The following is a 22,937-nucleotide window of genomic DNA, read 5'->3' as shown; positions in this document are numbered from 1 at the left end:
ATGGGTGCTGGTCACCCCGGTGCGGCAGGGCGCGGCGACGTCCGGACAGACCGCCGATGTGACCCGCCAGTAGCTGAACCGATCACGGCGATTCCGGTATCTGAGCAGGGAAATCTTCGACGGCCGGGAAGGACCCGGCCTTGTGGAGCCGACTGTCCGGAGCTGTAGGTTGGGTCTGGGCCAGTACAGAGTCGTGCCGGTCGCGGTGTCAATCTCGCTACAGTGGAGAGTTGCCTCAAATGAGCTCGACGGGAGTCTCGTCCCTGCCCGGAAAAGATGTCGGCACCGAGGATGGCGCCCGGCGCCGGTCGGCGAACCCGGAGCAGATCCGGGACGACCTGATCGACGCCGCCGCGGCATACGCCCCGGAGATCGGCGACCTGATCCGCCTGTACTACCGGCACATCCCGGCCGAAGAGATTCTCGGTGACGACCCGGTCGACCTCGTCGGCGCCGTCCGTTCGCATCTGCAGCTCGCGAAGGACCGGATGCCCGGCCGTCCCGCGGTGCGGTTGCTGAACCCGACGGGCCCCGAAGACGGCTGGACGCGTGAGGCGACCGTCGTGCAGGTCGTCACGGACGACATGCCGTACCTGGTGGATTCCGTCGCGGCCGAGTTCGCGCGCGACGGGGTGCAGGTGCAGCGCATCGTGCACCCGATCGTCGTGGTGAGCCGGGATCTGACCGGTGAGCTGCTGGAGGTCCACCCGGACGCCGACCCGGCGGAGCCGCCGGCGAATTCGGCGGCCGAGTCGTGGATGTACATCGAGATCGACCTGGTGACGGACCCGAACCGCGCCCGCGAGCTGGACAACCGGCTGTCGTCGGTGCTGGGTGATGTCCGCGAGGTCGTCGAGGACACCGACAAGATGGCGGAACAGGCGCGCCGCCTCGCCGACGAGCTGGACGCGAATCCGCCCCAGCTCTCGCCGCACGAGGTCGCGGAGGGTGCCCGGCTGCTGCGCTGGCTCGCCGACGGCCACTTCACCTTCCTCGGTTACCGCCGCTACGAGCTGATCGACAACCCCCACCCGGACAGCGACGAACCTGCCCTGCGCGCGGTGCTCGCCACCGGGCTGGGCGTGCTGCGCCAGGACAGCCTGGCCGCGCGCAGCCTCACCGCCGGTCCGGACACGGCGGCGTCCGCGCTCGCGCCGACGCTGCTGGTGCTGACCCAGGCGAGTGCGCCGTCCACGGTGCACCGTCCGGTGTATCCGTACTACGTCGGCGTGAAAACCTTCGACGGCAACGGGAACGTCACCGGCGAGCACCGGTTCCTCGGCATGTTCACCACCACCGCGCTGCACGAGAACGTCCTCGACATCCCGGTGGTCTGCAACCGGGTCCGCGAGGTCATCCACCGCGCGGGCTTCCCGATGGAGTCCTTCTCCGGCCAGCGGATGCTCGAAGTGCTGCAGAACTGGCCGCGCGCGGACCTGTTCTCGGCCGACACCGACTCGCTGTACTCGACGACGACGGGCGCGATCACGCTTTCGGATCGCAGACGGCTGCGCCTGTTCCTGCGCCGTGACCCGTACGGCCGTTTCTACTCCTGCCTCGTGTACCTCCCGCGTGACCGCTACACGACCCGTTCGCGGCTCGCGATGCAGGAGGTCCTGCTCGAAGAACTCGAAGGCACGCAACTGGAGTACAGCGCGCGTATCGGCGAGACCGTGCTCGCGCAGGTGCACTTCATCGTGCACACCGATCCGTCGCAGCGGTCCGAACCGGACACCCTGCGCATCCAGGAACGGCTCAACGAAGCCGTGCGCAGCTGGGACGACCGGATGGTCGAGGCGATCCTCGCCGAGCGCCGCGGGCGTGTCGGGGACAGCGGCGCCGCGATCGGCCTGGTGGGCGAGGAGTCCGCCGGTGAGCAGGGGCAGCGGTTCGCCGCGGTGTTCCCCGAGGGCTACAAGGAGGACTTCACCGCGCTCGAAGCGCTCGCGGACCTCCGTGCCCTGGAGTCGCTGACCGACGAGGGCGACCTGTCGATGTCGTTCTACCTGCCCGCAGACGCGGAGGCGGGGGAACGGCGCTTCAAGCTGTACCTGCGCGGCGAGGGCGTCACCCTCTCCCAGGTGCTCCCGGTCCTGCAGCGGATGGGCGTCGAGGTCGTCGACGAACGGCCGTACGAACTGCGCCGCGAGGACGGCGGCCGGTCGTGGATCTACGACTTCGGCCTGCGGATCGACCCGCAGGTCCTCGACCACGCGGACAGCGACCTCCGCACCCGTTTCCAGGACGCCTTCCACGCCGCCTGGCGCGGCGACTGCGAGGTCGACGGCTTCAACGGCCTCGTCCTGCGCGCCGGGCTCACCTGGCGCCAGGCGGCCATCCTGCGGGCCTATTCGCGGTACCTGCGCCAGACGAAGATCCCGTTCTCGCAGGAGTACATCGAGAACACCGTCCTCGCCCACACCGACATCGCCACCGCGCTGGTGCGGCTGTTCGAGACCCGCTTCGATCTCGCGCTCGGCGACGAGGCCCGTGCGTCCCAGGCCGACCAGCTCACCACCGAGATCGGCAAGCTGGTCGACGAGGTGACGAGCCTCGACGAGGACCGCATCCTGCGACGGCTGATGTCGGTCATCCTCGCCACGCTGCGCACGAACTACCACGTCACCGACGAGGACGGGAACTCCCGCCAGTACCTCGCGCTCAAGCTCGACCCGAGCGCGGTGCCCGAGCTGCCCGAGCCGCGGCCGAAGTACGAGATCTTCGTGTACTCGCCCCGGATCGAGGGTGTGCACCTGCGCTTCGGCGACGTCGCGCGCGGTGGCCTGCGGTGGTCCGACCGCCGGGAGGACTTCCGCACAGAGATCCTCGGCCTGGTCAAGGCGCAGGCGGTCAAGAACGCGGTCATCGTGCCTGTCGGCGCGAAGGGCGGCTTCGTCGTGAAGCGCCCGCCGACGGCGACCGGTGACCCGGGTCTGGACCGCGACGCCCAGCTGAACGAGGGCATCGCCTGCTACCGGATGTTCATCTCCGGCCTGCTGGACGTGACCGACAACCGGGTCGAGGGCAAGACCGTCCCGGCGCCGCGGGTGGTCCGCCACGACGGCGACGACAGCTACCTCGTGGTCGCGGCGGACAAGGGGACCGCGAAGTTCTCCGACATCGCGAACGAGGTCTCGGCGAACTACGGGTTCTGGCTCGGCGACGCCTTCGCGTCCGGTGGCTCGGTCGGGTACGACCACAAGGCCATGGGCATCACCGCGAAGGGCGCTTGGGAGAGCGTCAAGCGCAACTTCCGCGAGCTGGGCAAGGACACCCAGACCGAGGACTTCACCGTCGTCGGCATCGGCGACATGATGGGTGACGTCTTCGGCAACGGCATGCTGCTCTCGGAGCACATCCGGCTCGTGGCCGCCTTCAACCACATGCACATCTTCCTCGACCCGAACCCGGATTCGGCGACCTCGTTCGCCGAGCGGCGCAGGCTGTTCGACCTGCCGCGGTCGTCGTGGGAGGACTACGACCGCTCGCTGATCAGCGAGGGCGGCGGGGTCTACTCGCGCTCGGCGAAGACGATCCCGATCAGCCCGCAGGTCCGCGAGGCGCTCGGCCTCGGCGAGGACGTCACGAAGCTGGCGCCGAACGACCTCATGCAGGCGATCCTGCTGGCCCCGGTCGAGCTGCTGTGGAACGGCGGCATCGGCACCTACGTCAAGGCCGAGAACGAGTCCCACGCGGACGCGGGCGACAAGGCCAACGACGCCCTGCGCGTCAACGGGAACCAGCTTCGCGTCAAGGTCGTCGGCGAGGGCGGGAACCTGGGCCTGACACAGCTCGGCCGGATCGAGTTCGCCCGCGCGGGCGGCAAGATCAACACCGACGCGCTCGACAACTCGGCCGGCGTCGACTGCTCCGACCACGAGGTCAACATCAAGATCCTGCTGGACCACCTGATCTCGACCGGATCGCTGGACGCCGAGCAGCGCAACGAACTGCTGGAGCAGATGACCGACGAGGTCGGCGAGCTGGTGCTGGCCGACAACTACCGGCAGAACGCCGTGCTCGGGGTCAGCCGGGCGCACGCCGGCCCGATGGTCTCGGTGCACCAGCGGCTCGTCGCGGCGCTGGTCGCGAAGGGCGCTTTCGACCGCAAGCTCGAAGCGCTGCCGAGTTCGGCGGAGTTCCGCGCGCTGGAGAAGGCGGGCGAAGGCCTCACCTCGCCGGAGCTGGCGACGCTGCTCGCGCACGTCAAGCTCGACCTGAAGGACGAGCTGCTGGCGAGCGAGCTGCCGGACTCCGAGGTGTTCTCGCGTCGTCTGCCCGAGTACTTCCCGAAGCCGCTTCGGGAGCGCTTCGGCGACGCGATCTTCCAGCACCCGCTGAAGCGCGAGATCATCACGACGATGGTGGCCAACGAGGTCGTCGACGGCGCCGGGATCTCGTACGTCTTCCGCCTGATGGAGGAGATGAACGCGACCGCGACCGACGCCGTCCGCGCGTACGCCGTGGTCACCCACGTGTACGACCTGCCGTCGCTGTGGGCCCAGATCGACGCGCTGGACAATGTCGTGCCGACCGAGGTCGCGGACGAGATGATGCTGGAGACCCGCAGGCTGCTCGATCGGGCCGCCCGCTGGTTCCTCACCAACCGGCCGCAGCCGCTGGCCCCGCTCGCCGAGATCAACCGGTTCGGCCGCGTCGTCGGCGAGCTGGCCCCGCGGGCGCACGAACTGCTTCGCGGTGTCGAGTGCGCTTCGGTGGACGCGAACACCGAGCGGCTGATCGAGAAGGGTGTCCCGGCGGAACTCGCCGGACGGGTGGCGCTGCTGCTGCACACCTACGGCCTGCTCGACGTCACCGACGTCGCGGAGCTGGCCGAGCAGCAGGTGGGGATCGACGCGGTCCACACCCCGGCGGAGACCGCGGGCCTGTACTACGCGCTTTCCGATCACCTCGGCATCGACAAGATGCTGACGTCGATCAGCGGTCTCGAACGCGGCAACCGCTGGCACGCGCTCGCGCGGCTGGCGCTGCGGGACGACGTCTACGGTTCCTTGCGGACGATCACGCTGGACGCCTTGCGGCACAGCGATTCGGGCACCGACCCGGACGAGAAGATCGCCCACTGGGAGAAGACGAACGCTTCGCGGTTGCAGCGGGCCCGCGTCGCGCTGGACGAGATCAGCCAGTCCGGCAAGCTCGACCTGGCGACACTGTCGGTGGCGGCGAGGCAGATCCGGAGCACGGTGAGGTAGTGAGCTACATTTCCCTGATCCGGCCGCGCTGGTCGGATATGGACGTCTACGGGCACGTCAACCACGCGAATCTGGTGACCCTGCTCGAAGAGGCACGGATCCCCCTGCTGTTCGGGGACGCCGTCCGCGCGGGGCTCACCGAACTGCCCAAGGGCATCGTGGTGGTGAAGCTGGCCGTCCATTACCGTTCGCCGATCGTGGTGTCCGATCAGGACATCCGGGTGGAGATCTCGTTGAAGGACTTGAAGCACGCCAGCTTCACCCTCGGTTACCGGGTGCACGCCGGCCCGGCCGAGGCCGACAAGGTCGCGGTCACCGCCGAGACGGTGCTCGCGCCGTTCGACACCGCGTCGGAACGGCCCCGGCGGCTGACCGAGGACGAACGTGCCTTCCTGGAGAAGGGGTTCGCGGATGCCTGAACTCGTCATCCCGGACGCGGGTGACCGCGAAACGCTCGGCGCGTTCGTGGCCAGGGCGGTCCGGCTCGACCAGAACACGCTGGTGCGGTTGCGGCAGCGCGGTGACGGTGTCGTCGAGGCGTGGAGCACGACCCCGTTCGAGGTCCTCGCCACCAGGGCGGTCGCCGGCGACATCACGCCGTCGGACGTCACCGTGTCCGGGAACGAGCTGCTCGCCGCGCTGACCGTCGCCGGCGGTGAGCGGATGGATCCGGGCCCGGCCCGTGACCTGATGTGGCATTCCGAGCTGCCCGCCCCCGGCCGCTGGCAGCTGGTGGACGAACTGCCGGCGACGGTGATCTCGGAGCTGGCCGATCGGGGCGTCACACTGGCCCGCGACAACGTCGGCCCGCACGGCAACCCGCCCGCCTCGCTGATGGACCAGACGGTGCTCACCGTTTCGGGCAACGAGCAGGAGATCAAGGTCCAGATGCGGTGCCTGTTCGCGTTGTCGGGGATGGGTTTCGTGGACTCGTCGATCGACGGCGACGTCGTCCGGGTGACCGCGACGGATTCGTGGATGCGCATCGACGCGCGGTACGGCGCGGTGCTCAAGCGCCGTCACGCGCTCCTGCCGCTGCTGTTCTGACAGAGTCCTTACGCTTCACGCCGCGGGTGGCTTCCCGCCGCCCGCGGTGTCAGGCTGTCCCCATGAGCGACAAGGACGCCGGCAAGGACGGGGAGGACCCGACCGCGGACTTCCTCGCCGAGGTCCGGCCGGAGGAGACCCCGTGGCGGACCGAGCGCCCGCCGGGTGAGGAGGCGCCGGAACGCGCCGAACGCCCGGAGAAGTGGGGGCGCGCCAAATCCGCCGGCCGGGCCGCGGCGAAGGCGGCGCCCTACGTCCAGGCCGCCGCGCTGGCGACCTGGATCGTCTCGGGCACTCTCGACGACTCCGACGACACCGGTTTCGATATGGGCTCCTCCGGCGACGCCTAGAGCTTCGAGCGCGTCTCCCCAAGGGCGCTCTGCGCCCGACGGAGACTTCACGCCATGCGCCCTCTTTGGCCGAAGGCCACGGAAACGTTTTGCAGGGCACTTTCGGGCTCAGAGTGACGTGTTCGCGGTTCTGCCCTGCGAAATGTTTGCGTCAGCGCATGGCAGACAACATGGTCTTCATGCGCTCGATCTCGGCGGACTGGCCGGTGATGACCTCCTGCGCCATCTCCTGCGCCTTGATCTCCACGCCCTTGCCGAGCTGGGTTTCGGCCATGGTCAGCGCGCCCTGGTGGTGCGCGATCATCAGGTCGAGGAACAGCTTTTCGAACGCCACCCCGTTCGCCGCGCGCAGATCCGCCAGCTGGGCCTCGGTCGCCATGCCCGGCATGAGCGCGTGATCGTGCCCGCCACCGTGCCCACCGTGGCCCGCGTGCCCGTCGCCCGGCACCGGCTTGCCGCGGTCGGACAGCCAGGTCTTCATCATCGTGACCTCGCCGTCCTGCGCGACCGAGATCCGCCCGGCGATCGCCCGGATCTGCTCGTTCGCGGTCTTGCCCGGCACCAGGTCGGTCATCACCTTCGCCTGCTGGTGGTGGGGGATCATCATCGTCATGTACTCGACGTCGGCCTCGTTGGGCTGATCGCGGTTCACCGGGCCGGGGGTGCCGGTGCCCGCCTGCTCTCCGGGCTTCCCGGGCACGATCACCGGAGCACTTTGGGCCGGTTGCGCCGGGGTTTCGTCGCCGGTGCAGCCCGAGACTACGAAAGCAGCGGCGACCAGGGCCGATGTCAAACTTTTTCTCATCCCGGGAGTTCCTCCGTTGGTCGGTATCTGTTGAGCCTAAATAAGGAATAAGGTGCGCGTAAAGCTGGGTGGAAGGAGAGCCATATCGTGCTGCAGCCTGGGCTGAAACGCCGCTTGACCAGGGTCTTCGTGTCGGCGGCCGCAGTCGCCGCCCTCGGGGCCTCCAGCGCGCTCGCCGCGCCGGCCGTCATCGCCGAACCGTCGGCGACCGCGATTCCGGGCGTGGACGAGATCGTCCACAGCCCCAACCTCCGGTCGATCGCGAACGTCCCGCAGCAGGGACCGTTCACCAAGGACTCGACCGGCACCGACATCGCGTTCACCAAGGGACACGCGATCGTCGGCACCTACGACGGTTTCAACGTCTTCGACGTCCGCAACCCGTACCGCCCGAAGATCGTCAGCCAGGTCCTGTGCCCCGGCGGGCAGAACGACGTGTCGGTCTCCGGTGACCTGCTCTTCCTCTCGACCGACGCGTCGCGCAGCGACAACTCGTGCACCAGCGTCTCGAAGCCCGCCTCGGACAAGACGTCGTGGGAGGGCATCAAGATCTTCGACATCTCGAACCTCGCGGCGCCCAAGTACGTCGCGGCGATCGAGACGGACTGCGGTTCGCACACCAACACCCTGGTGCCGGACAAGCGCGGCAAGGACGTCTACATCTACGTCTCGTCGTACGCGCCGGCGGCCAACCTGCCCGACTGCCAGCCGCCGCACGACAAGCTGTCGATCATCAAGGTCCCAGTGAAGGACCCGGCGAAGGCTTCGCTCGTCGCGACGCCGGTGCTGTTCCCGGCGGAGGACGGCGGCGGCAACCCCGGCGGCACCAACCCCGACGGCACCCGCCGCTCGCCGACCACCGGCTGCCACGACCTGACGGCGCTGCCGGAGAAGGACCTGATGGCCGGTGCCTGCATGGGTGACGGCGTCCTGCTCGACATCTCCGACCGGCTCAAGCCGCGGGTCATCCACCGCGTGCAGGACAACGTGAACTTCGCGTTCTGGCACAGCGCCACCTTCAACAACGACGCCACCAAGATCGTCTTCACCGACGAGCTCGGCGGCGGTGGGATGGCGACCTGCCTGGAGAAGTTCGGCTCCACCCGCGGCGCCAACGGCATCTACCAGATCACCGGCCGCGGCGACGACCGCAAGCTGGAGTTCGTCAGCTACTACAAGATCCCGCGTCTCCAGTCCGAGACCGAGAACTGTGTGGCGCACAACGGTTCGCTGATCCCCGTGCAGGGCAAGGACATCATGGTCCAGTCCTGGTACCAGGGCGGCGTCTCGGTGTGGGACTTCACCGACGCGAAGAACCCGAAGGAGATCGCGTTCTGGGAGCGTGGCCCGCTCTCGAACGAGAAGCTCGTCGGCGGTGGGACGTGGTCGGCGTACTGGTACAACGGCCACATCTACTCGTCCGACATCGTGAAGGGCCTGGACGTCCTGGCCCTCAACGACTGGCGGACCTTCCCGGCGAAGCTCGTCCGGCAGAACGAGTTCAACGCCCAGACGCAGTACAAGCTGCACCCGGGCTTCAACAAGTAGTCCGGTAGCGCTATGAACGGGCCGTTCCTTGTGAATTTCGCAAGGAACGGCCCGTTTATTGCGTCTGTGCCCGGATGGATCTGTGCTTAGCTGTCGCTGACAGCATGATCTATCTGGGGGTTTTCGAGATGAAGCTTCGTCGTAGATTCACCGCGCTCCTGGCCATCGGGGTGGTGGCATTCAGCGCCGCACCGGCCCAGGCGAGCGCCACATCCCTGATCGCCGAGCCCACGGTGACATCGGCCGAGTACCCGGACGACGGTGCCTGGCACCCCGGCGCCGGAATGCCGGGTTCGTTCACCTTCAACGCCAACGGTGATGACGCGGTCATCGGGTTCTATTACGGGAACACCGATCCGGCCGGCACTTTCGTGGCGGCCGACCACCCTGGCGGGACGGCGACCGTTTCCTACATCCCGCAGACTTCCGGCCCGAACGATCTCTACGTTGCTAGCGTCGACAGCGCGGGCAACCGGTCGCCTCAGCACGTCCACCACTTCTCTGTGAAGTCGACAGAGCCCTCGATCAGGGGACCGAGGGAAACCGGCGTCGGCTTGCCCGCCGAGTTCCAGTTCACGCCCGGTATGGCCGACGTCGTCTCCTACACGTACCGGATCGACGACGGGCCCGAGACCACCGTCGCGGCCTCGGCAGGCGCCACCACGACGGCGAACGTCGTCACGGCGAGCAAGGGGTTTCACCGGCTTTACGTGTGGAGCACGAGCGGCGCGGGATTGAAGTCCGGCATCGCCAACAGGCCTTACACGGCCAGTGACGCCCCGCTGGTGGCGAGCACCGACTACCCGGACTCCCAGGGCAGTGGTGGTCCCGGCATCTCCGGCGTCTTCACCCTGACCCCTCGTACGCCGGGTGTTGTCGAGTACACCTACTACTTCGACGAGGACTGGAGCAAGCCGACGGTGGTCCCGGCCGCGGCCGACGGCACGGCGAGCTTCACCTTCACACCTGCCGCTTCGGGTTGGTACTCCGTCAAGGCCTACAGCCGGACCGCGGACGGCACCCGGTCGGAGGGCAGCCGCGACTATTACATCGTGGTGAACTGAGTCGCACTGGCTCGTCTGATCTCCCGACCGGGATCACACGAGCCAGGCGGCCGCGTCCGGCGGCAGTTTCCCGTTCACCAGCGGAACGCTCGACAGCAGCACCTCACCCGGCGGCAGCGCGATCGGGCTCGCCGACGTGTTCAGCGCGCACACCAGCCCGCCGCCGCGCCGCCGGAACGCGAAACACCCCGCGGGCGCGCCGTACCATTCGAGGTCGTCGCCGCGGAAAGCCTTGTGCGACTTACGGATCTCGATCGCCCGCCGGTACAGCGACAGCGTCGACGCCGGATCCTCCAGCTGCGCTTCCACGGTCACCGACGCCCACGAAGCGGGCATCGGCAGCCACGTGCGCGGATTGCGCGAGAACCCGAACGGCGGCAGGTCGCCTTCCCACGGCAGCGGCACGCGTGACGCGTCCCGGCCGAACTCGGCGCCGGAGGTCTTGGCCCGCGGGTCCGCGAGCGCTTCCGGCGGGAGGTCGACGTTGCCGAGCCCCAGTTCTTCGCCGTTGTACAGATAGACCGCCCCGGGCAGCGCGAGCTCGACGAGCGCCATCGCCCGCGCGCGCCGGACGCCGCGTTCCCCGTCGCCGTACCGGCTGACCTGCCGCCAGACGTCGTGGTTGCTCAACGTCCAGGTGGCGGGCGCGCCGGCGGACTTCGGCACCGCCAGCGACCGCTCGATGGCCGTCCGCAACGCGTCCGCGTCGAAATGCGTGAGCACGAGCCGGAAGTTGAACGCCAGGTGCAGCTCGTCGGGCCGCAGGTAGCGCGCGAGACGTTCCTCGTCGGTCACCCAGATCTCGCCGACGGCCATGGTGCCCGGGTACTCGTCGAGCACCTTGCGGATCATCTGGTGGATCTCGTGGACGCGGTCGTTGTCGAACCGCGGATCGTAGAACTCGCTCGGCCCGAGCGCGTTCACCCGCGGATCCATGTCCGGCAGGCCGGGCGGTTTCGCCATGCCGTGCGCGACGTCGACGCGGAAACCGTCCACGCCGTGGTCCAGCCAGAACCGCAGGGTCCGTTCCAGATCGGCGGCGACCTCGTGGTTGGTCCAGTTCAGATCAGGCTGCTGCGGCGAGAACAGGTGCAGGTACCACTGGCCGTCCGGGACGCGCGTCCACGCCGGGCCGCCGAACGCGCTGACCCAGTTGTTCGGCGGCTGGTCGCCGCGCGGGCCGAGCCCGTCACGGAAGATGTAGCGATCCCGTTCCGGGCTGCCCGGCGGCGCCGCCATCGCCGATTTGAACCAGGCGTGGGTGTTGCTGGTGTGGTTGGGGACGACGTCGACGGTGACCTTGATGCCGCGTTTGTGCGCCTCGGTCAGCAGGACGTCGAAATCGCCGAGGGTGCCGAACATCGGGTCGACGTCGCGCGGGTCGGCGATGTCGTAGCCGTGGTCGGCCATGGGGGACCGGTAGAACGGCGTCAGCCACAGCGCGTCGACCCCGAGCAGCTCCAGGTACCCGAGCTTGCCGCGGATGCCTTCGAGGTCACCGACGCCGTCCCCGTCCGAATCGGCGAACGAGCGTACGTAGACCTGGTAGAAGACCGCCTGGGCCCACCAAGCCACGTCGCGTTCCATCACACGAAGCTGTTCATCATGCTGTTGGCGGCCATCTCCAGGTACGCCCACAGCTGTGAGCGGTAGGGCTCCTCGATGTTCTCCTCGTCGACCGCGATCTTGATGCAGCGCAGCCAGGCGTCGCGTTCGATCGGGCCGATTTTGAACGGAGCGTGCCGCATCCGCAGCCGAGGGTGACCGCGCTGGTCCGAGTAGGTGTGCGGGCCGCCCCAGTACTGCATGAGGAACAGCCGGAAACGCTCCTCGGCCGGGCCGAGGTCCTCCTCGGGGTACAGCGGGCGAAGCACCTCGTCGACCGCCACTTCGGCGTAGAACCGAGCGACGATCCGGGTGAAGACGGGTTCGCCGCCGATCGCTTCGTACAAGGTGGTGGGGTCAGGTTCGGTCACGGACACAGCTCCATTCTGCCCTTGTCCTACTGCGGGGCGGGGCCGGAGGACATAAAGCGCCCCAGAGGTGGCTCGAAGCCGGCTTCGTCGAACGCGGCGAGCAGATGCGCCCGCAGCGCGCGCTGCACGGCCCACTGCTTGCCCGGCCGGACCTTCACCGTCAGGCGGAGCTTGATGCTCTCGGGGGTGACGGTCTCCACACCGAGCATCTCCGGCGGCTCCAGCACGTTCGGTGCGAGCCCCTCGCTCTCCAGGAGCGTCTTCGCCTTCTCGGCCATCAGTTCGGTGGCCTTCTCGACGTCGGCGGAGTAGCTGAGCGGGACGTCGACGACGGCGACCGCGAAGCCCTGGCTCGAGTTGCCGACCCGCAGCACCTCGCCGTTGCGGACGTACCAGACGGTGCCGTTGATGTCACGCAAGGTGGTGATCCGGAGGCCGACGGCCTCGACGGTGCCGGACGCCTCGCCGACGTCGACGACGTCACCGACGCCGTACTGGTCCTCGATCATCATGAACATGCCGGACAGGAAGTCCTTGACCAGGTTCTGCGCGCCGAAACCGAGCGCGACACCGACGATGCCCGCCGAAGCGATGATCGGCGCCAGGTCGATGCCCAGTTCGCCCAGTACCAGGATGAACGCGAGGCCGTAGATCAGGAACGTCGCCATCGACTTGAGCACCGAGCCGATGGTGGCGGCGCGCTGACGGCGCCGTTCCATCACCGCGGACCCGAGCACCTCGGGAGCCCTCTCCCGCAGCGGTCTCAACAGGGCGGGCAGCTTCTTCGAGGAGCCGCCGCCGGGCATCCGCGTCACGCGGTTGATCAGGCGTCGCACCAGGTACCGCAGCAGGAACGCCACGGCGACGATCATCAGGATCCTGAGCGGCTTCGTCAGAAGCCAGCCCGCGGAGGCGGAGAGCCATTCGTTCTTTGTGACCTGGAACACCTGGTAGCACAGGCTGCCGGCCTCGCGGGTACAGGCCGGGGGTTCGGTGGGCAGCAGGTTCACGGAGAGGAAATGTCCTTTCGTACTCGGCGGGGATCGGTCACGCCGCTCGGCCCCGGCGGAGGCGGGACACCCAACTTCAAGTGGCCGCCGGGTCGCGCGCATGTGACACGTCCAGTAACACACGTGCACTTTGGGGCTGATCTGTGGTCGACTATGCCTGCACCGGTGGAGGTGGTCGAGTGCCAGACCGACAACCCATCCCCCTCGGCGTCCCGAGCCAAGCCTTGGCCGGACAGGCGCCGGAGGTCGTGTTGCGCGCCCATCCGGGAGGGGCCCCCTCGCACGGGGCTCCACCGGGCGGGCCGGGAACGCGGCCAGGGGGTGTTGCCCGCCCGCCCGGACAGCGTAGAGGGCGGGACCCGTCGACCACGGCGGCACCCACCACGAATTCGTGGGGCCGCAGACGGGTATTGCTGTTGAACGCCACGTTCGAACCGCTCACGGCGCTGCCGTTGCGGCGGGCGGTGGTCCTCGTGATGTGCGGCAAAGCCGAGGTGGTGCACGGCGACCCGGCGGGTCTCGAACTGCACGCCGCCACGGTCTCGCTGCCCGTGCCTTCGGTGATCCGCCTGAGCACCTACGTGCGCGTGCCCTACCGCGCGCAGGTGCCGCTGACCCGGGCCGGGCTGATGCACCGCGATCGGTACCGCTGCGCCTACTGCGGAGGGCGGGCCGAGACGATCGACCACGTCGTCCCGCGCAGTCGTGGTGGCCCCCACAGCTGGACGAACTGCGTGGCCTGCTGCGCCAAGTGCAACCACCGGAAGGCGGACAAGCTGCTTTCCGAGATCGGCTGGCGCCTGCGCGTCGTGCCGAGGGCCCCGCACGGGCCGCACTGGCGGTTGCTCGCGCATTCGAAGGAGGCCGACCCGTTGTGGCGGCCGTACCTGGGAACCGCGGCCTGATCGCATCCTGACCGGGCCTCTGAACACGTCGGCGCCCCGGCTGCCTCGCGGCGGCCGGGGCGGGCCGATGATGCCGTGGTGAAGCTCGTTACGAGTACGCCGTCCCCTACTTGACCGGTCGTGCTCGAACTCAGGCGGCGAGCGAGAAGTCGTTCTGGCAGGTGACGCGGGTGCCACGGGTGACGCGGGTGCCCCGGGTGACACGCGTGCCACAGGTGACGCGGGTTCCAGCGGTCACGCGGGTGCCGCGAGTGACCCGGGTGCCACGCGTGACGCGGGTTCCGGCGGTGACGCGGGTGCCTCGCGTGACGCGGGTGCCACGGGTCACCCGGGTGCCGGCGGTGACCCGCGTACCGCGAGTGACACGAGTACCGCGCGTAACCCGTGTGCCCGCCGTCACACGCGTACCGGGCACGAATTCAATTTCGAAGAGTGACGAAATGTCGTCGATGATCGCCTGGCCGGGTGTCTGGGTGCTCTGCATGACATATCCTCCTGCGACCGGTGCGTTACCTGCTGGGGTGGGGGAGCTGGGCGCAAGGCCCGTACAGGTGAAAAAGCTACGAGGATTTCAAGGCCGCGACAAGACGACAGCGCCGGGTGCGGCCGCCCGTACGTTGAGTTGCAACCTTTCGGCCTTGAGGGCTTCGCCCCAACGTGGGAGCGCTTTCGCGGCAAGCGGCGGACGGAGCCCTCCGGGCGACGAGCGGTAGATGCCGTGCGAGCGGGTGTGGTCACACGCCATCGGATACGCTCACGCGCGTGAACCTTGTCGAGACGATCCTGGTCTTCGCGGTGATCCCCTTGGCCATCTACGCGCTTTGCGGGGTGGCCACGCTGCGGTCGAAGGGCGCGGGCGTCGCCCGGTACCGGCCGGGGCAGCCGTGGGAGTACCCGGCCATGTGGTGGAGCGCCAACCCCGACGGTGTCGGCGCCAGGCATTCGCACGCGGGCGGCGCGACCGCCGTCGGTGCGGCGGACGGAGCTTCGGTGACGGGAGGCGCTCGTGGCAACTGGTGAACTGACCCATTCGTCCACCGCTGTTGACGAAGAGCCCGGTTACGGCGCCGCCGTTACGTCCAGCGGCCGGATTTCCGCCGCCAAGATGTACGAACCGGCTGGTCCGAACAGCCCATTCACGACCCAGCAGCTTGCCCGGCTGGACGAGGCGCTGACGCTGGCCAGCCGTGAGACCGGCCTGGACTTCAGCGTGTACCTCGGTGACCTCGGCGAGGACACCCGCGTCACCGCCGAAGGCCTGCTGAGCTCGACCGACAACCCGGCCGACGGCGTGATCGTCGCCGTGTCGCCCGGCCAGCGCGTCATCGAGATCGTGACGGGCTCGCAGGCCCGGTACCGGCTGCCCGACCGCGGCGCGAAGCTCGCCGTGGCGAGCATGGTCGCCTCCTTCAAGGAGGGCGACCTCATCGGTGGCCTCGTGAACGCCCTCCGCATGCTGAGCGACCAGGCGGGCGCTCCGCAGCACTGACGGAGCTGAAGGGGACTTTCCCCGCATAAGACGCAGCAAAGGGGCCCTTCACCGCATCGCATGCGGTGAAGGGCCCCTTCAGCTCTTTCTAGACCCCGGCCTGCGAGTCGAACTCACGGGCGGCCAGCGCCCGCACGATCCCGGCCCGGCCTTCCGACACGAGACGGCGCAGCGCCGCCGGGTGCTCCCCGGCCAGCCACGCGTCCGACGCCTCCACCGTCGACGGCTCGACGGCCCACGACGGGTACAGCCCGACGACGGTCGGCTGCGCCCGCTCGCTGGAGCGCCGCTGCCACACCTCGTCGATGACCTCGAAGTAGCGCGTCACGTAGCCGCCGAGCAGGTGCTTCTGGCCCGGGTGGGAGAAACCGGTGATGAGCGAGTCGCTGACCGCGTTCGGCAGCTCGTCGTCGTACACGGCCCGCTGCCACGCGTCGGCCTTCGCGTCCTCGGTCGGCCGCAGCGCCCGCGAACGCTCCGCCTGACGCCGTCCGGCGGCGGTGTCGTCCTTGGTGAGTTCCGCGTCGATCTCGGGGTTCTCCGCCTTGCCGTGCGCGACCAGCGCGTGCAGCAGGCGCCAGCGCAGGTCGGTGTCGACGGTCAGGCCCTCGAGCGGAGCCGTGCCGTCGAGCCAGCCCGCGATGATCGCCAGCGTCTTGTCGTCGAGCACGCAGCCGGCGAGCGAGTTCACGAACGCCAGCTGGTGGTCCGAACCGGCCTCGGCGCCCTGCGCCAGCTCCAGCAGCCGCGAAGAGAACTCCGGCCAGCCCTTGTCCGCCGCCCACGCCGGGTTCGCGTACGAGTTCAGCGCCGTCTGCGCCTGCAGCAGCAGCCGCTGCACCACACCGACTTCGGTCTCGGTGTGCACGCCGCGCTGCACCAGGGTGACGAAGTCGCGGGCCTTGAGCTCGGCCTCGCGCGTCATCTCCCACGCCGCCGACCAGCACAGCGTGCGGGGCAGCGGGTCGGTGATGTCGGCGATGCGGTCGATCAGCGTGGTCAGCGACGCCGGGTCGAGCCGCATCGTGCAGTAGGTCAGGTCGTCGTCGTTGACCAGCACGAGCTTGCCCGCCGGGAGACCGACCAGCCCCGGCACCTCGGTGCGCTCGCCGTCGACGTCGAGTTCGACGCGGTGCTTGCGCACGATCTTGCCGTTCTCGTCCTCGTCGTAGACGCCGACCGCGACCCGGTGCGTCCGCAGCTCGCCGGCACCCGGCTTGGCACCGGTCTGGGTGACGGCGAACGAGGTGTACGTGCCGTCGGCGCCGACCTCGTAGCGCGGGCTCAGCGAGTTGAGACCGGTGGTCTCCAGCCACTGCGCGCTCCACCACGACAGGTCGCGGCCCGAGGCCTCTTCCAGCGCGCCCAGCAGGTCCGCCAGGGTCGCGTTGCCCCAGGCGTGCTTGCCGAAGTAGACCTTGAGGCCTTCGAGGAAGTACTCGAGCCCGACGTAGGCGACGAGCTGCTTGAGCACGCTCGCGCCCTTGGCGTAGGTGATGCCGTCGAAGTTCACCTCGACCGCGTGCAGGTCGACGATGTCCGCGGCGATCGGATGCGTCGAGGGCAGCTGGTCCTGCCGGTACGCCCACGACTTCTCGATGTTCGCGAAGCTGGTCCACGCGTTCTTGTACTCGGTGGCCTCGGCCTGGGCCAGCACGCTCGCGAAGGTCGCGAACGACTCGTTCAGCCACAGGTCGTCCCACCAGCGCATGGTGACCAGGTCGCCGAACCACATGTGCGCCATCTCGTGCAGCAGCGTCTCGGCGCGGCGCTCGTAGGCGTAGCGGGTGACGCGGCTGCGGAAGACGTAGTCCTCCAGGAAGGTGACCGCGCCGGCGTTCTCCATCGCGCCCGCGTTGAACTCCGGCACGAACAGCTGGTCGTACTTGGAGAACGGGTACGGGGTGGCGAACTTCTCGTGGTAGAAGGCGAAACCCTGCTTGGTCTCGGTGAAGAGCTTGTCCGCGTCCATGTGCTCGGCGAGCGAGGCGCGGCAGTAGATCCCCAGCGGGATGGTGCGGTGCTCGTCGGTGAATTCGTCGCGCCACTCGCTGTACGGGCCCGCGATCAGCGCGACCAGGTAGGTCGAGATCCGCTCGGACACCTTGAACACGGTGCGGACGGCCCCATCCGGGGTCTCCTCGGCCGACTCGACCAGCGCGTTCGAAATGACCTTCCAGTCCTTCGGCGCGAGCACGGTGAGCCGGTACACCGACTTGAGGTCGGGCTGGTCGAAGCAGGCGAACATACGCTTCGCGTCCGCGGTCTCGAACTGCGTGTAGAGGTAGACGCCGTCGTCGACCGGGTCGACGAACCGGTGCAGGCCCTCGCCGGTGTTCATGTAGCGGCAGACCGCGTCCACGACGAGCTCGTTCGACTCGGCGAGCGCGGGCAGCTCGACGCCCTTGTCCTCGACGTACCCGCTGACGTCGAGTTCCGTCCCGTTGAGGACGGCCGACTCGATCCCCTCGGCGACGATGTCGACCCACGACGCTTCGCCGCTTCTGGCGCTGGCGAACTTGATCGTCGTCTTCGACGTGAAGGTCTTTTCACCGGGACCGCCGCGGCCGTCGGTCAGATCCAGCTCGATGTCGTAGGACTCGACGTCGAGCAGCTCCGCGCGCAGCTTGGCTTGGTCTCGGGTCAGGTTGGGGGCGGGCACTGGCACCTCTGGTCATCGGTATCGGTTTTGGTTTCCAACTACAGGCATCCAATCATGTCGAGGCCCGTGCTGACGACGGGAACAACGCCGACGGCCGCGATGTTGGCTCGCTGTGTAGCACCGGTGTGCGCACCGGCCCACCCCAAGACGATGGCACTGGGAGAACCTGATGACCGCCCCGTCCGAGAAGACCAAGGTCGACTTCTACTTCGATCCGATCTGCCCCTTCGCCTGGATCAGCTCGCGCTGGATCCTCGAAGTGGAGAAGCACCGCGACCTCGACCTGAGGTTCCGGATCATGAGCCTGTCCGAGCTCAACAGCGGCCGCGAGGACCTGCCTGAGCAGTACAAGGAGCTCTTGGAGCGCGGCTGGGGCCCGGTCCGCGTCGCCACCGCGCTGGCGCAGAAGAACGGCGAGGAGGCGCTGCGCGACTTCTACACGGAGTTCGGCACGCGCCACCACAACCAGGGCGACAAGGACATCCCGAAGGTCATCAAGGAGACCCTCGAAGCCATCGGCGCGCCGGCCGAGCTGGCCGAGGCCGCGGAGTCGGCCGAGTACGACGAAGCGCTGAAAAAGAGTCACTACGAAGGTATGAATCCGGTCGGAATGGACGTCGGCACCCCGACCATCCACATCGACGGCGTCGCCTTCTTCGGCCCGGTGCTCAGCTCGATCCCGCGCGGCGAGGACGCCGTCAAGGTCTTCGACGGCGCCCGCGCGCTGGCGAGCTACCCGGACTTCTTCGAGCTGAAGCGCACCCGGTCCGGTGAGCTGAACTTCGACTAAGGCGTCGCCAGTGCGGCCCTGGTGACATCGTCGGGGTAGGACGACCTCGCGACGGCTTCGTCCGTCGTGAGGTCTCCCGCCGCGATCCGGGTCTTGAGCGCGACGAGTTCGCGCAGCCCGTCGCGGTGCTTCTCGATGAACGCGGTGTCGACGGGGTCCCCGTGCCCGGCCACGATGATCTTCGGCTCCAGCGCGAGGATCGCGTCCATCACGCCGGGCCATTCGGCCACGAAACTGCCGTCGTTGAACGAGAACGCGCTGAAGCCCGCTTCGGCGTTCTCGACGGCGTCGCCCGCGTAGACGACTCCCGCGTCGGGCACGTGCACGAACAGGTCGTGATCGGTGTGCGCCCGGCCGAGGAAGCGCAGCACGACGGTGCGGCCGCCGAGGTCGATCTCGGCGCTGTCGGTGACTGGCTTGTCCGGCAGGGTGATCTCGGTGCGCTTCAGTGCCTCCGCCATCTCGGGCCGGTTTTCGCCGAGATAGTGCTGGATCCACTTGTCCCGCGCGCCTTCGCCGTAGGTGGTCAGCTCGGCCACGCACCCTTCGTGCGCCCAGACGTCGCACGGCAGGAACGCCGTCGTGCCGAAGGCGTGGTCGAAATGGGCGTGGGTGTAGACGACCGACCACGGCAGCGGCGTGATCTCCCGTACCGCCGCGGCCAGTTCGGCGCCCTGGTCGACGTCGCCGCGGACGTCGACGACCAGGCAGCGCTCACTGCCCACGACGAGGCCGACGGTCAGGTCCAGCTCCTCGTAACGGCGGGCGTACACGCCGTCCGCGAGTTCGAGCCAAGTCACGAATCCTCCAGAATTCCGTTGCGCAGCACCGGAACCGTGCCGCTGGTGTCTCGCATCGCGGCGAGTTCCACGTCGTTCGCGTGTCCGGCCGCGGCGAGCTCGCGTCCTGAAGAACACTCTGTCAGTGCTTCGGCGATGTCGATCGCTTTTGCCGCGACGGCCGCGAGACGGGCTTCGGCCGACAGGCGGCCGTAGCCGTCCAGCGCCGCGACGATCGCCCCCGCGCCGAGCTGGTCCTCGACACACGGCCTGAGCGGTCCGAACGTCTTGGTTTCGGAGCGGATGTCGATACCCCAGCGTTCCCCGGCCGGGACGACACCGATCGGGCGCCCGTTCGCCAGCTCCGCCGCGCGGGCGGCGACGGCGGTCGCGTTGCGCAGGCATCCCGCCAGGACGACGGCACCGGTCGTGGCGGCCGCGTCGCAGAGCGTGGCGCCATTGGGGGAGGGGAGCGCGAGAAGTGTGCCGGAAGGGATTTCCGTCACAGACGAAGGTCGCAAGGACCAGTGTTTTTCACCCGCGAGGATGGCGCCTTGCGCTTTCGCGGCCTCCCCACGGCGCTGATCGCGCCAGCGGACCGGCAGCACCCGGCCGCCGTTGCCGAGCACGAGATCCGTTGTGGTGCAGAAGGAAAGCACGTCGACGATGACGAGTACGGCGCAGTCCGCACCCAGGGCGGCGACGCCCTCGCTTCCCCATTCGAGTCCGATGTCCACCCCCACAGCATGCTCGCCGCGGAACGTGATGGCAGACTCCGCGCTGTGCGTGTTTACCTTGGCTCCGACCATGCCGGTTTCGAACTGAAGAACCACCTCGTGGCCCACCTCAAGGAGCAGGGCCACGACGTCGAGGACGTCGGCCCCTTCGTCTACGACGCGGCCGACGACTACCCCGCTTTCTGCATCGAGGCGGCCCGCCGTGTCGTCGCGGACGAGGGCAGCCTCGGCATCGTCGTCGGCGGCTCCGGCAACGGCGAGCAGATCGCGGCCAACAAGGTGAAGGGCGCCCGCGCCGGCCTCGCGTGGAGCGTCGAGACCGCGAAGCTCACCCGCGAGCACAACCACGCCCAGCTGATCGGCGTCGGCGCGCGGATGCACACCACCGAAGAGGCCACGGAGATCGTCGAGGCGTTCCTCGCGACCCCGCCGAGCCCGGACGAGCGCCACGGCCGCCGCGTCCAGCAGATCCTGGACTACGAGAACACCGGCTGGCCGCCGCCGCTGCCCGAGCACTGACATGCCCGAGGGGCATACGCTCCATCGCCTGGCACGTCTGCACAAACGCCGGTTCGCCGGTCACCCGGTCGAGGTGAGCAGCCCGCAAGGGCGCTTCGCCGCCGAAGCGTCCCGTTTGGACGGCCGGATGCTGGTGAAGGCCGAGGCGTACGGGAAACACCTGTTCCACGACTACGGTCCACACGGGACGGTGCACGTCCACCTCGGCCTCTACGGCACGTTTTCCGACGTGCCGCTGCCCGCGCTGGAACCGGTGGGGCAGGTGCGGATGCGACTGGCCGGTCCGACACATTTCGCCGACCTGCGCGGCCCGACCCGGTGTGAACTCCTGGACGGACCCCAGGTCGACGCGATCAAGGCGCGGCTGGGCCCGGATCCACTGCGCCGTGACGCGAAGCCGGACAAGGCGTGGGAGCGGATCTCGCGATCGAAGACGTCGATCGCGGCACTGCTGATGGACCAGTCGGTGCTGGCGGGCGTCGGCAACGTGTATCGCGCCGAAGTCCTGTTCCGGCACGGTGTCGCCCCGCTCGTCCCCGGCCGCGCGCTCGACCGCGGGCTGTGGGACGACATGTGGGCGGATCTTGTGACGCTCATGCGGCACGGTGTCCGGGTGGGACGGATCGACACGGTCGCGCCGGAACACCTGCCCGAGGTCACGGGCCGCGCGCCGCGGCAGGACCGGCACGGGGGCGAGGTCTACGTCTACCGGCGCGAGGGGATGCCTTGTCTCGTGTGCGGGACGGCGGTGCTGCGGAGCGATCTGGCGGCGCGGAACCTCTTCTGGTGCCCGACCTGCCAGGCCGCCTGACGAGCCGGGTGAAGGGCCCTGTGATGCGTCGCGAAAGCCACTTTCGGGACGTCTGACGTCTCGAAAGTGGCTTTCGCGACATCTATGGGCCCCGTCTCGGCGAGTGCAGGCGCCTCGAAGGATGCCTCCGCGCCAAGCCGGGAGTCACGCTGGTCGTGAGGTGATTCGGATTAGAACCAGGGGTGGGTCAGGTACCTAAGTGGACTTCAGCCGGGCACAAGGAAGAGAGTCCCAGTGCGCGTGTCGTCCATCTAGGCACGCGTGTCGTCCGCCGGAGCACGCGTGTCGTCCAGTCGATCATGTGACATCGCCACTCGCGACCCCCGCCCAAGCTGCCAGCCCGCCTGACGAGCCTCGGTGCCGGATGCAATGAAGGGGCCTTTCATAGCAAAATTTGCTATGAAAGGCCCCTTCATTGCACGCCCGGGAGCGCCACAGCGGCGCTAGAAGTCGAAGCCTCCGCCGTCGAAGCCGCCCCCATCGAAGCCGCCGCCGTCGAACCCGCCGGCATCTCCGCCTGCGTCCCCGCCCGCGTCGCCGCCGGCATCACCGGCGCCGGCGTCCTCCTGGCCCGCGTCATAGCCCGATTCCCAGGCCGACGCGCTCGCGATACCCGCCATGCCGGAGAACATCGCGCTGAACAGCAGCATCGAACCGAGACCCCACGCGCCGGCGACGAGCGCGGGCTTCCACCACGGCTCGCTGTACCAGCCCTGCGGCACCGGACGGCCCGCCACGCGGCCGCCGGGGTAGTAGTGCGGCGTCCGCTGGCTCGGGTCCGGCGAAGCCTCGTAGTGCTCGCCCTCGACGTCGACCGAGCGGTACTCGGTGACCTTGCCCGCCCGATCGCGCTCTTCGCTGCCGGGCAGTTCCGGACCGGGGTCCATGCCCATCGCGAGGCGGGCCGCGCGGACGTAGTAGAGCCCTTCGATGGCGGTCTCGCGCACCAGCCGGGCCTGTTCGACGGTCTGTGCCTGCTCCATCTGGGAGCCCGCCGCGGTGAAACGTTCGGACGCGTCCGCCATCGCCTGCTGGGAGGCGGTGTCCGTGCCGGTGAGGTTCATGACCTGACCGCCGAGCCGCTCGACGAGGCGCCGTGCGTCGGCCTTCGCGTCGTCCAGCTGGCGCTTCTTGGCCGCCGCCTGGGCTTTCGCGAAGTAGATGCCGCCGCCGACCACGACGACGAGGAGCACGATCAGGAAGATCGCGGTGCCCATGGGTTCACTCCAGGA

At 68.7% G+C, this 22,937-nt stretch carries 21 protein-coding genes; 12 read left to right on the top strand and 9 right to left on the bottom strand.

Going from position 1 to position 22,937, the window contains the following annotated elements; translation table 11 throughout:
• The first annotated feature begins 239 nt into the window (after positions 1-239).
• From DMH01_RS13315 to DMH01_RS13300, 4 genes are all read left to right on the top strand, one after another.
• Positions 240-5,213, top strand: a complete 4,974-nt coding sequence (locus DMH01_RS13315) for an NAD-glutamate dehydrogenase (RefSeq protein ID WP_125676404.1) — start codon at positions 240-242, stop codon at positions 5,211-5,213.
• Positions 5,213-5,632, top strand: coding sequence for a thioesterase family protein (locus DMH01_RS13310; protein WP_125676402.1), 420 nt, complete (start codon positions 5,213-5,215; stop codon positions 5,630-5,632). The genes DMH01_RS13315 and DMH01_RS13310 overlap by 1 nt, the downstream gene beginning before the upstream one ends.
• A complete protein-coding gene (locus tag DMH01_RS13305) occupies positions 5,625-6,260 on the top strand; it encodes a hypothetical protein (protein WP_125676400.1) in 636 nt (211 codons plus the stop codon). The genes DMH01_RS13310 and DMH01_RS13305 overlap by 8 nt, the downstream gene beginning before the upstream one ends.
• 62 nt (positions 6,261-6,322) lie before the next feature.
• Positions 6,323-6,610 carry a hypothetical protein gene (locus tag DMH01_RS13300; protein ID WP_125676398.1) on the top strand — a complete coding sequence of 96 codons (288 nt, stop codon included), beginning with the start codon at positions 6,323-6,325 and terminating at the stop codon, positions 6,608-6,610.
• A gap of 151 nt (positions 6,611-6,761) precedes the next feature.
• Here the strand turns inward: DMH01_RS13300 and DMH01_RS13295 are convergent, their stop codons facing one another.
• Positions 6,762-7,415: a DUF305 domain-containing protein gene (locus DMH01_RS13295; protein WP_125676396.1), complete on the bottom strand. Its 654-nt coding sequence runs from the start codon at positions 7,413-7,415 to the stop codon at positions 6,762-6,764.
• A gap of 87 nt (positions 7,416-7,502) precedes the next feature.
• On the opposite strand from DMH01_RS13295, the gene DMH01_RS13290 reads away from it, so the two are divergent.
• Together DMH01_RS13290 and DMH01_RS13285 are read left to right on the top strand one after the other, a co-directional pair.
• A complete protein-coding gene (locus DMH01_RS13290; RefSeq protein ID WP_125676394.1) occupies positions 7,503-8,963 on the top strand; it encodes an LVIVD repeat-containing protein in 1,461 nt (486 codons plus the stop codon).
• A gap of 128 nt (positions 8,964-9,091) precedes the next feature.
• Positions 9,092-10,027, top strand: a complete 936-nt coding sequence (locus DMH01_RS13285; protein WP_125676765.1) for a hypothetical protein — start codon at positions 9,092-9,094, stop codon at positions 10,025-10,027.
• Positions 10,028-10,060: 33 nt separating this feature from the next.
• Here DMH01_RS13285 and DMH01_RS13280 read toward each other — a convergent pair whose 3' ends face one another.
• Genes DMH01_RS13280 through DMH01_RS13270 form a run of 3 tightly spaced genes read right to left on the bottom strand, consistent with a single transcriptional unit; the run spans position 10,061 to position 13,013 of the window.
• Positions 10,061-11,614, bottom strand: a complete 1,554-nt coding sequence (locus DMH01_RS13280; protein WP_125676393.1) for a glycoside hydrolase family 13 protein — start codon at positions 11,612-11,614, stop codon at positions 10,061-10,063.
• Positions 11,614-12,009 carry a globin gene (locus DMH01_RS13275; RefSeq protein WP_125676391.1) on the bottom strand — a complete coding sequence of 132 codons (396 nt, stop codon included), beginning with the start codon at positions 12,007-12,009 and terminating at the stop codon, positions 11,614-11,616. The genes DMH01_RS13280 and DMH01_RS13275 overlap by 1 nt, the downstream gene beginning before the upstream one ends.
• 20 nt (positions 12,010-12,029) lie before the next feature.
• Positions 12,030-13,013 carry a mechanosensitive ion channel family protein gene (locus DMH01_RS13270; RefSeq protein WP_125676389.1) on the bottom strand — a complete coding sequence of 328 codons (984 nt, stop codon included), beginning with the start codon at positions 13,011-13,013 and terminating at the stop codon, positions 12,030-12,032.
• A gap of 410 nt (positions 13,014-13,423) precedes the next feature.
• Between DMH01_RS13270 and DMH01_RS13265 the strand changes: the two genes are divergently transcribed.
• Positions 13,424-13,918 carry an HNH endonuclease gene (locus DMH01_RS13265; protein ID WP_007034711.1) on the top strand — a complete coding sequence of 165 codons (495 nt, stop codon included), beginning with the start codon at positions 13,424-13,426 and terminating at the stop codon, positions 13,916-13,918.
• A gap of 130 nt (positions 13,919-14,048) precedes the next feature.
• On the opposite strand, the gene DMH01_RS13260 is transcribed toward DMH01_RS13265, so the two are convergent.
• Complete coding sequence (locus DMH01_RS13260; RefSeq protein WP_125676387.1) at positions 14,049-14,402, bottom strand: hypothetical protein; 354 nt, start codon at positions 14,400-14,402, stop codon at positions 14,049-14,051.
• Positions 14,403-14,680: 278 nt separating this feature from the next.
• Here DMH01_RS13260 and DMH01_RS13255 point away from each other — a divergent pair, with 278 nt between their 5' ends.
• Both DMH01_RS13255 and DMH01_RS13250 read left to right on the top strand, forming a co-directional pair.
• A complete protein-coding gene (locus DMH01_RS13255) occupies positions 14,681-14,938 on the top strand; it encodes a hypothetical protein (protein ID WP_125676385.1) in 258 nt (85 codons plus the stop codon).
• Positions 14,925-15,407, top strand: coding sequence for a DUF5130 family protein (locus DMH01_RS13250; RefSeq protein ID WP_125676383.1), 483 nt, complete (start codon positions 14,925-14,927; stop codon positions 15,405-15,407). The genes DMH01_RS13255 and DMH01_RS13250 overlap by 14 nt, the downstream gene beginning before the upstream one ends.
• Positions 15,408-15,495: 88 nt before the next feature.
• Here DMH01_RS13250 and pepN read toward each other — a convergent pair whose 3' ends face one another.
• Positions 15,496-18,069 carry an aminopeptidase N gene (pepN, locus tag DMH01_RS13245; protein ID WP_125676381.1) on the bottom strand — a complete coding sequence of 858 codons (2,574 nt, stop codon included), beginning with the start codon at positions 18,067-18,069 and terminating at the stop codon, positions 15,496-15,498.
• Positions 18,070-18,238: 169 nt separating this feature from the next.
• On the opposite strand from pepN, the gene DMH01_RS13240 reads away from it, so the two are divergent.
• Entirely contained in the window at positions 18,239-18,859 is a 621-nt protein-coding gene (locus DMH01_RS13240; RefSeq protein ID WP_125676379.1) for a disulfide bond formation protein DsbA, read from the top strand.
• Here the strand turns inward: DMH01_RS13240 and DMH01_RS13235 are convergent.
• Together DMH01_RS13235 and DMH01_RS13230 are read right to left on the bottom strand one after the other, a co-directional pair.
• On the bottom strand, positions 18,856-19,659 hold the full coding sequence (locus DMH01_RS13235; protein ID WP_125676377.1) for an MBL fold metallo-hydrolase: 804 nt from the start codon (positions 19,657-19,659) through the stop codon (positions 18,856-18,858). The two genes, DMH01_RS13240 and DMH01_RS13235, sit on opposite strands and share 4 nt — an antisense overlap.
• Positions 19,656-20,375, bottom strand: coding sequence for a 2-phosphosulfolactate phosphatase (locus DMH01_RS13230; RefSeq protein ID WP_233621491.1), 720 nt, complete (start codon positions 20,373-20,375; stop codon positions 19,656-19,658). Before DMH01_RS13230 ends, DMH01_RS13235 begins: the two co-directional genes overlap by 4 nt.
• Positions 20,376-20,420: 45 nt before the next feature.
• On the opposite strand from DMH01_RS13230, the gene DMH01_RS13225 reads away from it, so the two are divergent.
• Positions 20,421-20,894: a ribose-5-phosphate isomerase gene (locus tag DMH01_RS13225; protein ID WP_007034718.1), complete on the top strand. Its 474-nt coding sequence runs from the start codon at positions 20,421-20,423 to the stop codon at positions 20,892-20,894.
• 1 nt (position 20,895) lies between these two features.
• The gene (locus tag DMH01_RS13220; protein WP_125676373.1) at positions 20,896-21,705 is read left to right on the top strand and encodes an Fpg/Nei family DNA glycosylase; all 810 of its coding nucleotides are present in this window, start codon (positions 20,896-20,898) and stop codon (positions 21,703-21,705) included.
• Between the two features lie 443 nt (positions 21,706-22,148).
• Here DMH01_RS13220 and DMH01_RS13215 read toward each other — a convergent pair whose 3' ends face one another.
• Positions 22,149-22,922, bottom strand: a complete 774-nt coding sequence (locus DMH01_RS13215) for a hypothetical protein (RefSeq protein ID WP_125676371.1) — start codon at positions 22,920-22,922, stop codon at positions 22,149-22,151.
• Positions 22,923-22,937 lie beyond the last annotated feature (15 nt).

Origin of the sequence: Amycolatopsis sp. WAC 04182 (assembly GCF_003947465.1) — a bacterium.
In the GTDB taxonomy this organism is placed as follows: domain Bacteria; phylum Actinomycetota; class Actinomycetes; order Mycobacteriales; family Pseudonocardiaceae; genus Amycolatopsis.
This window is presented reverse-complemented; position numbering and strand designations above follow the sequence as displayed.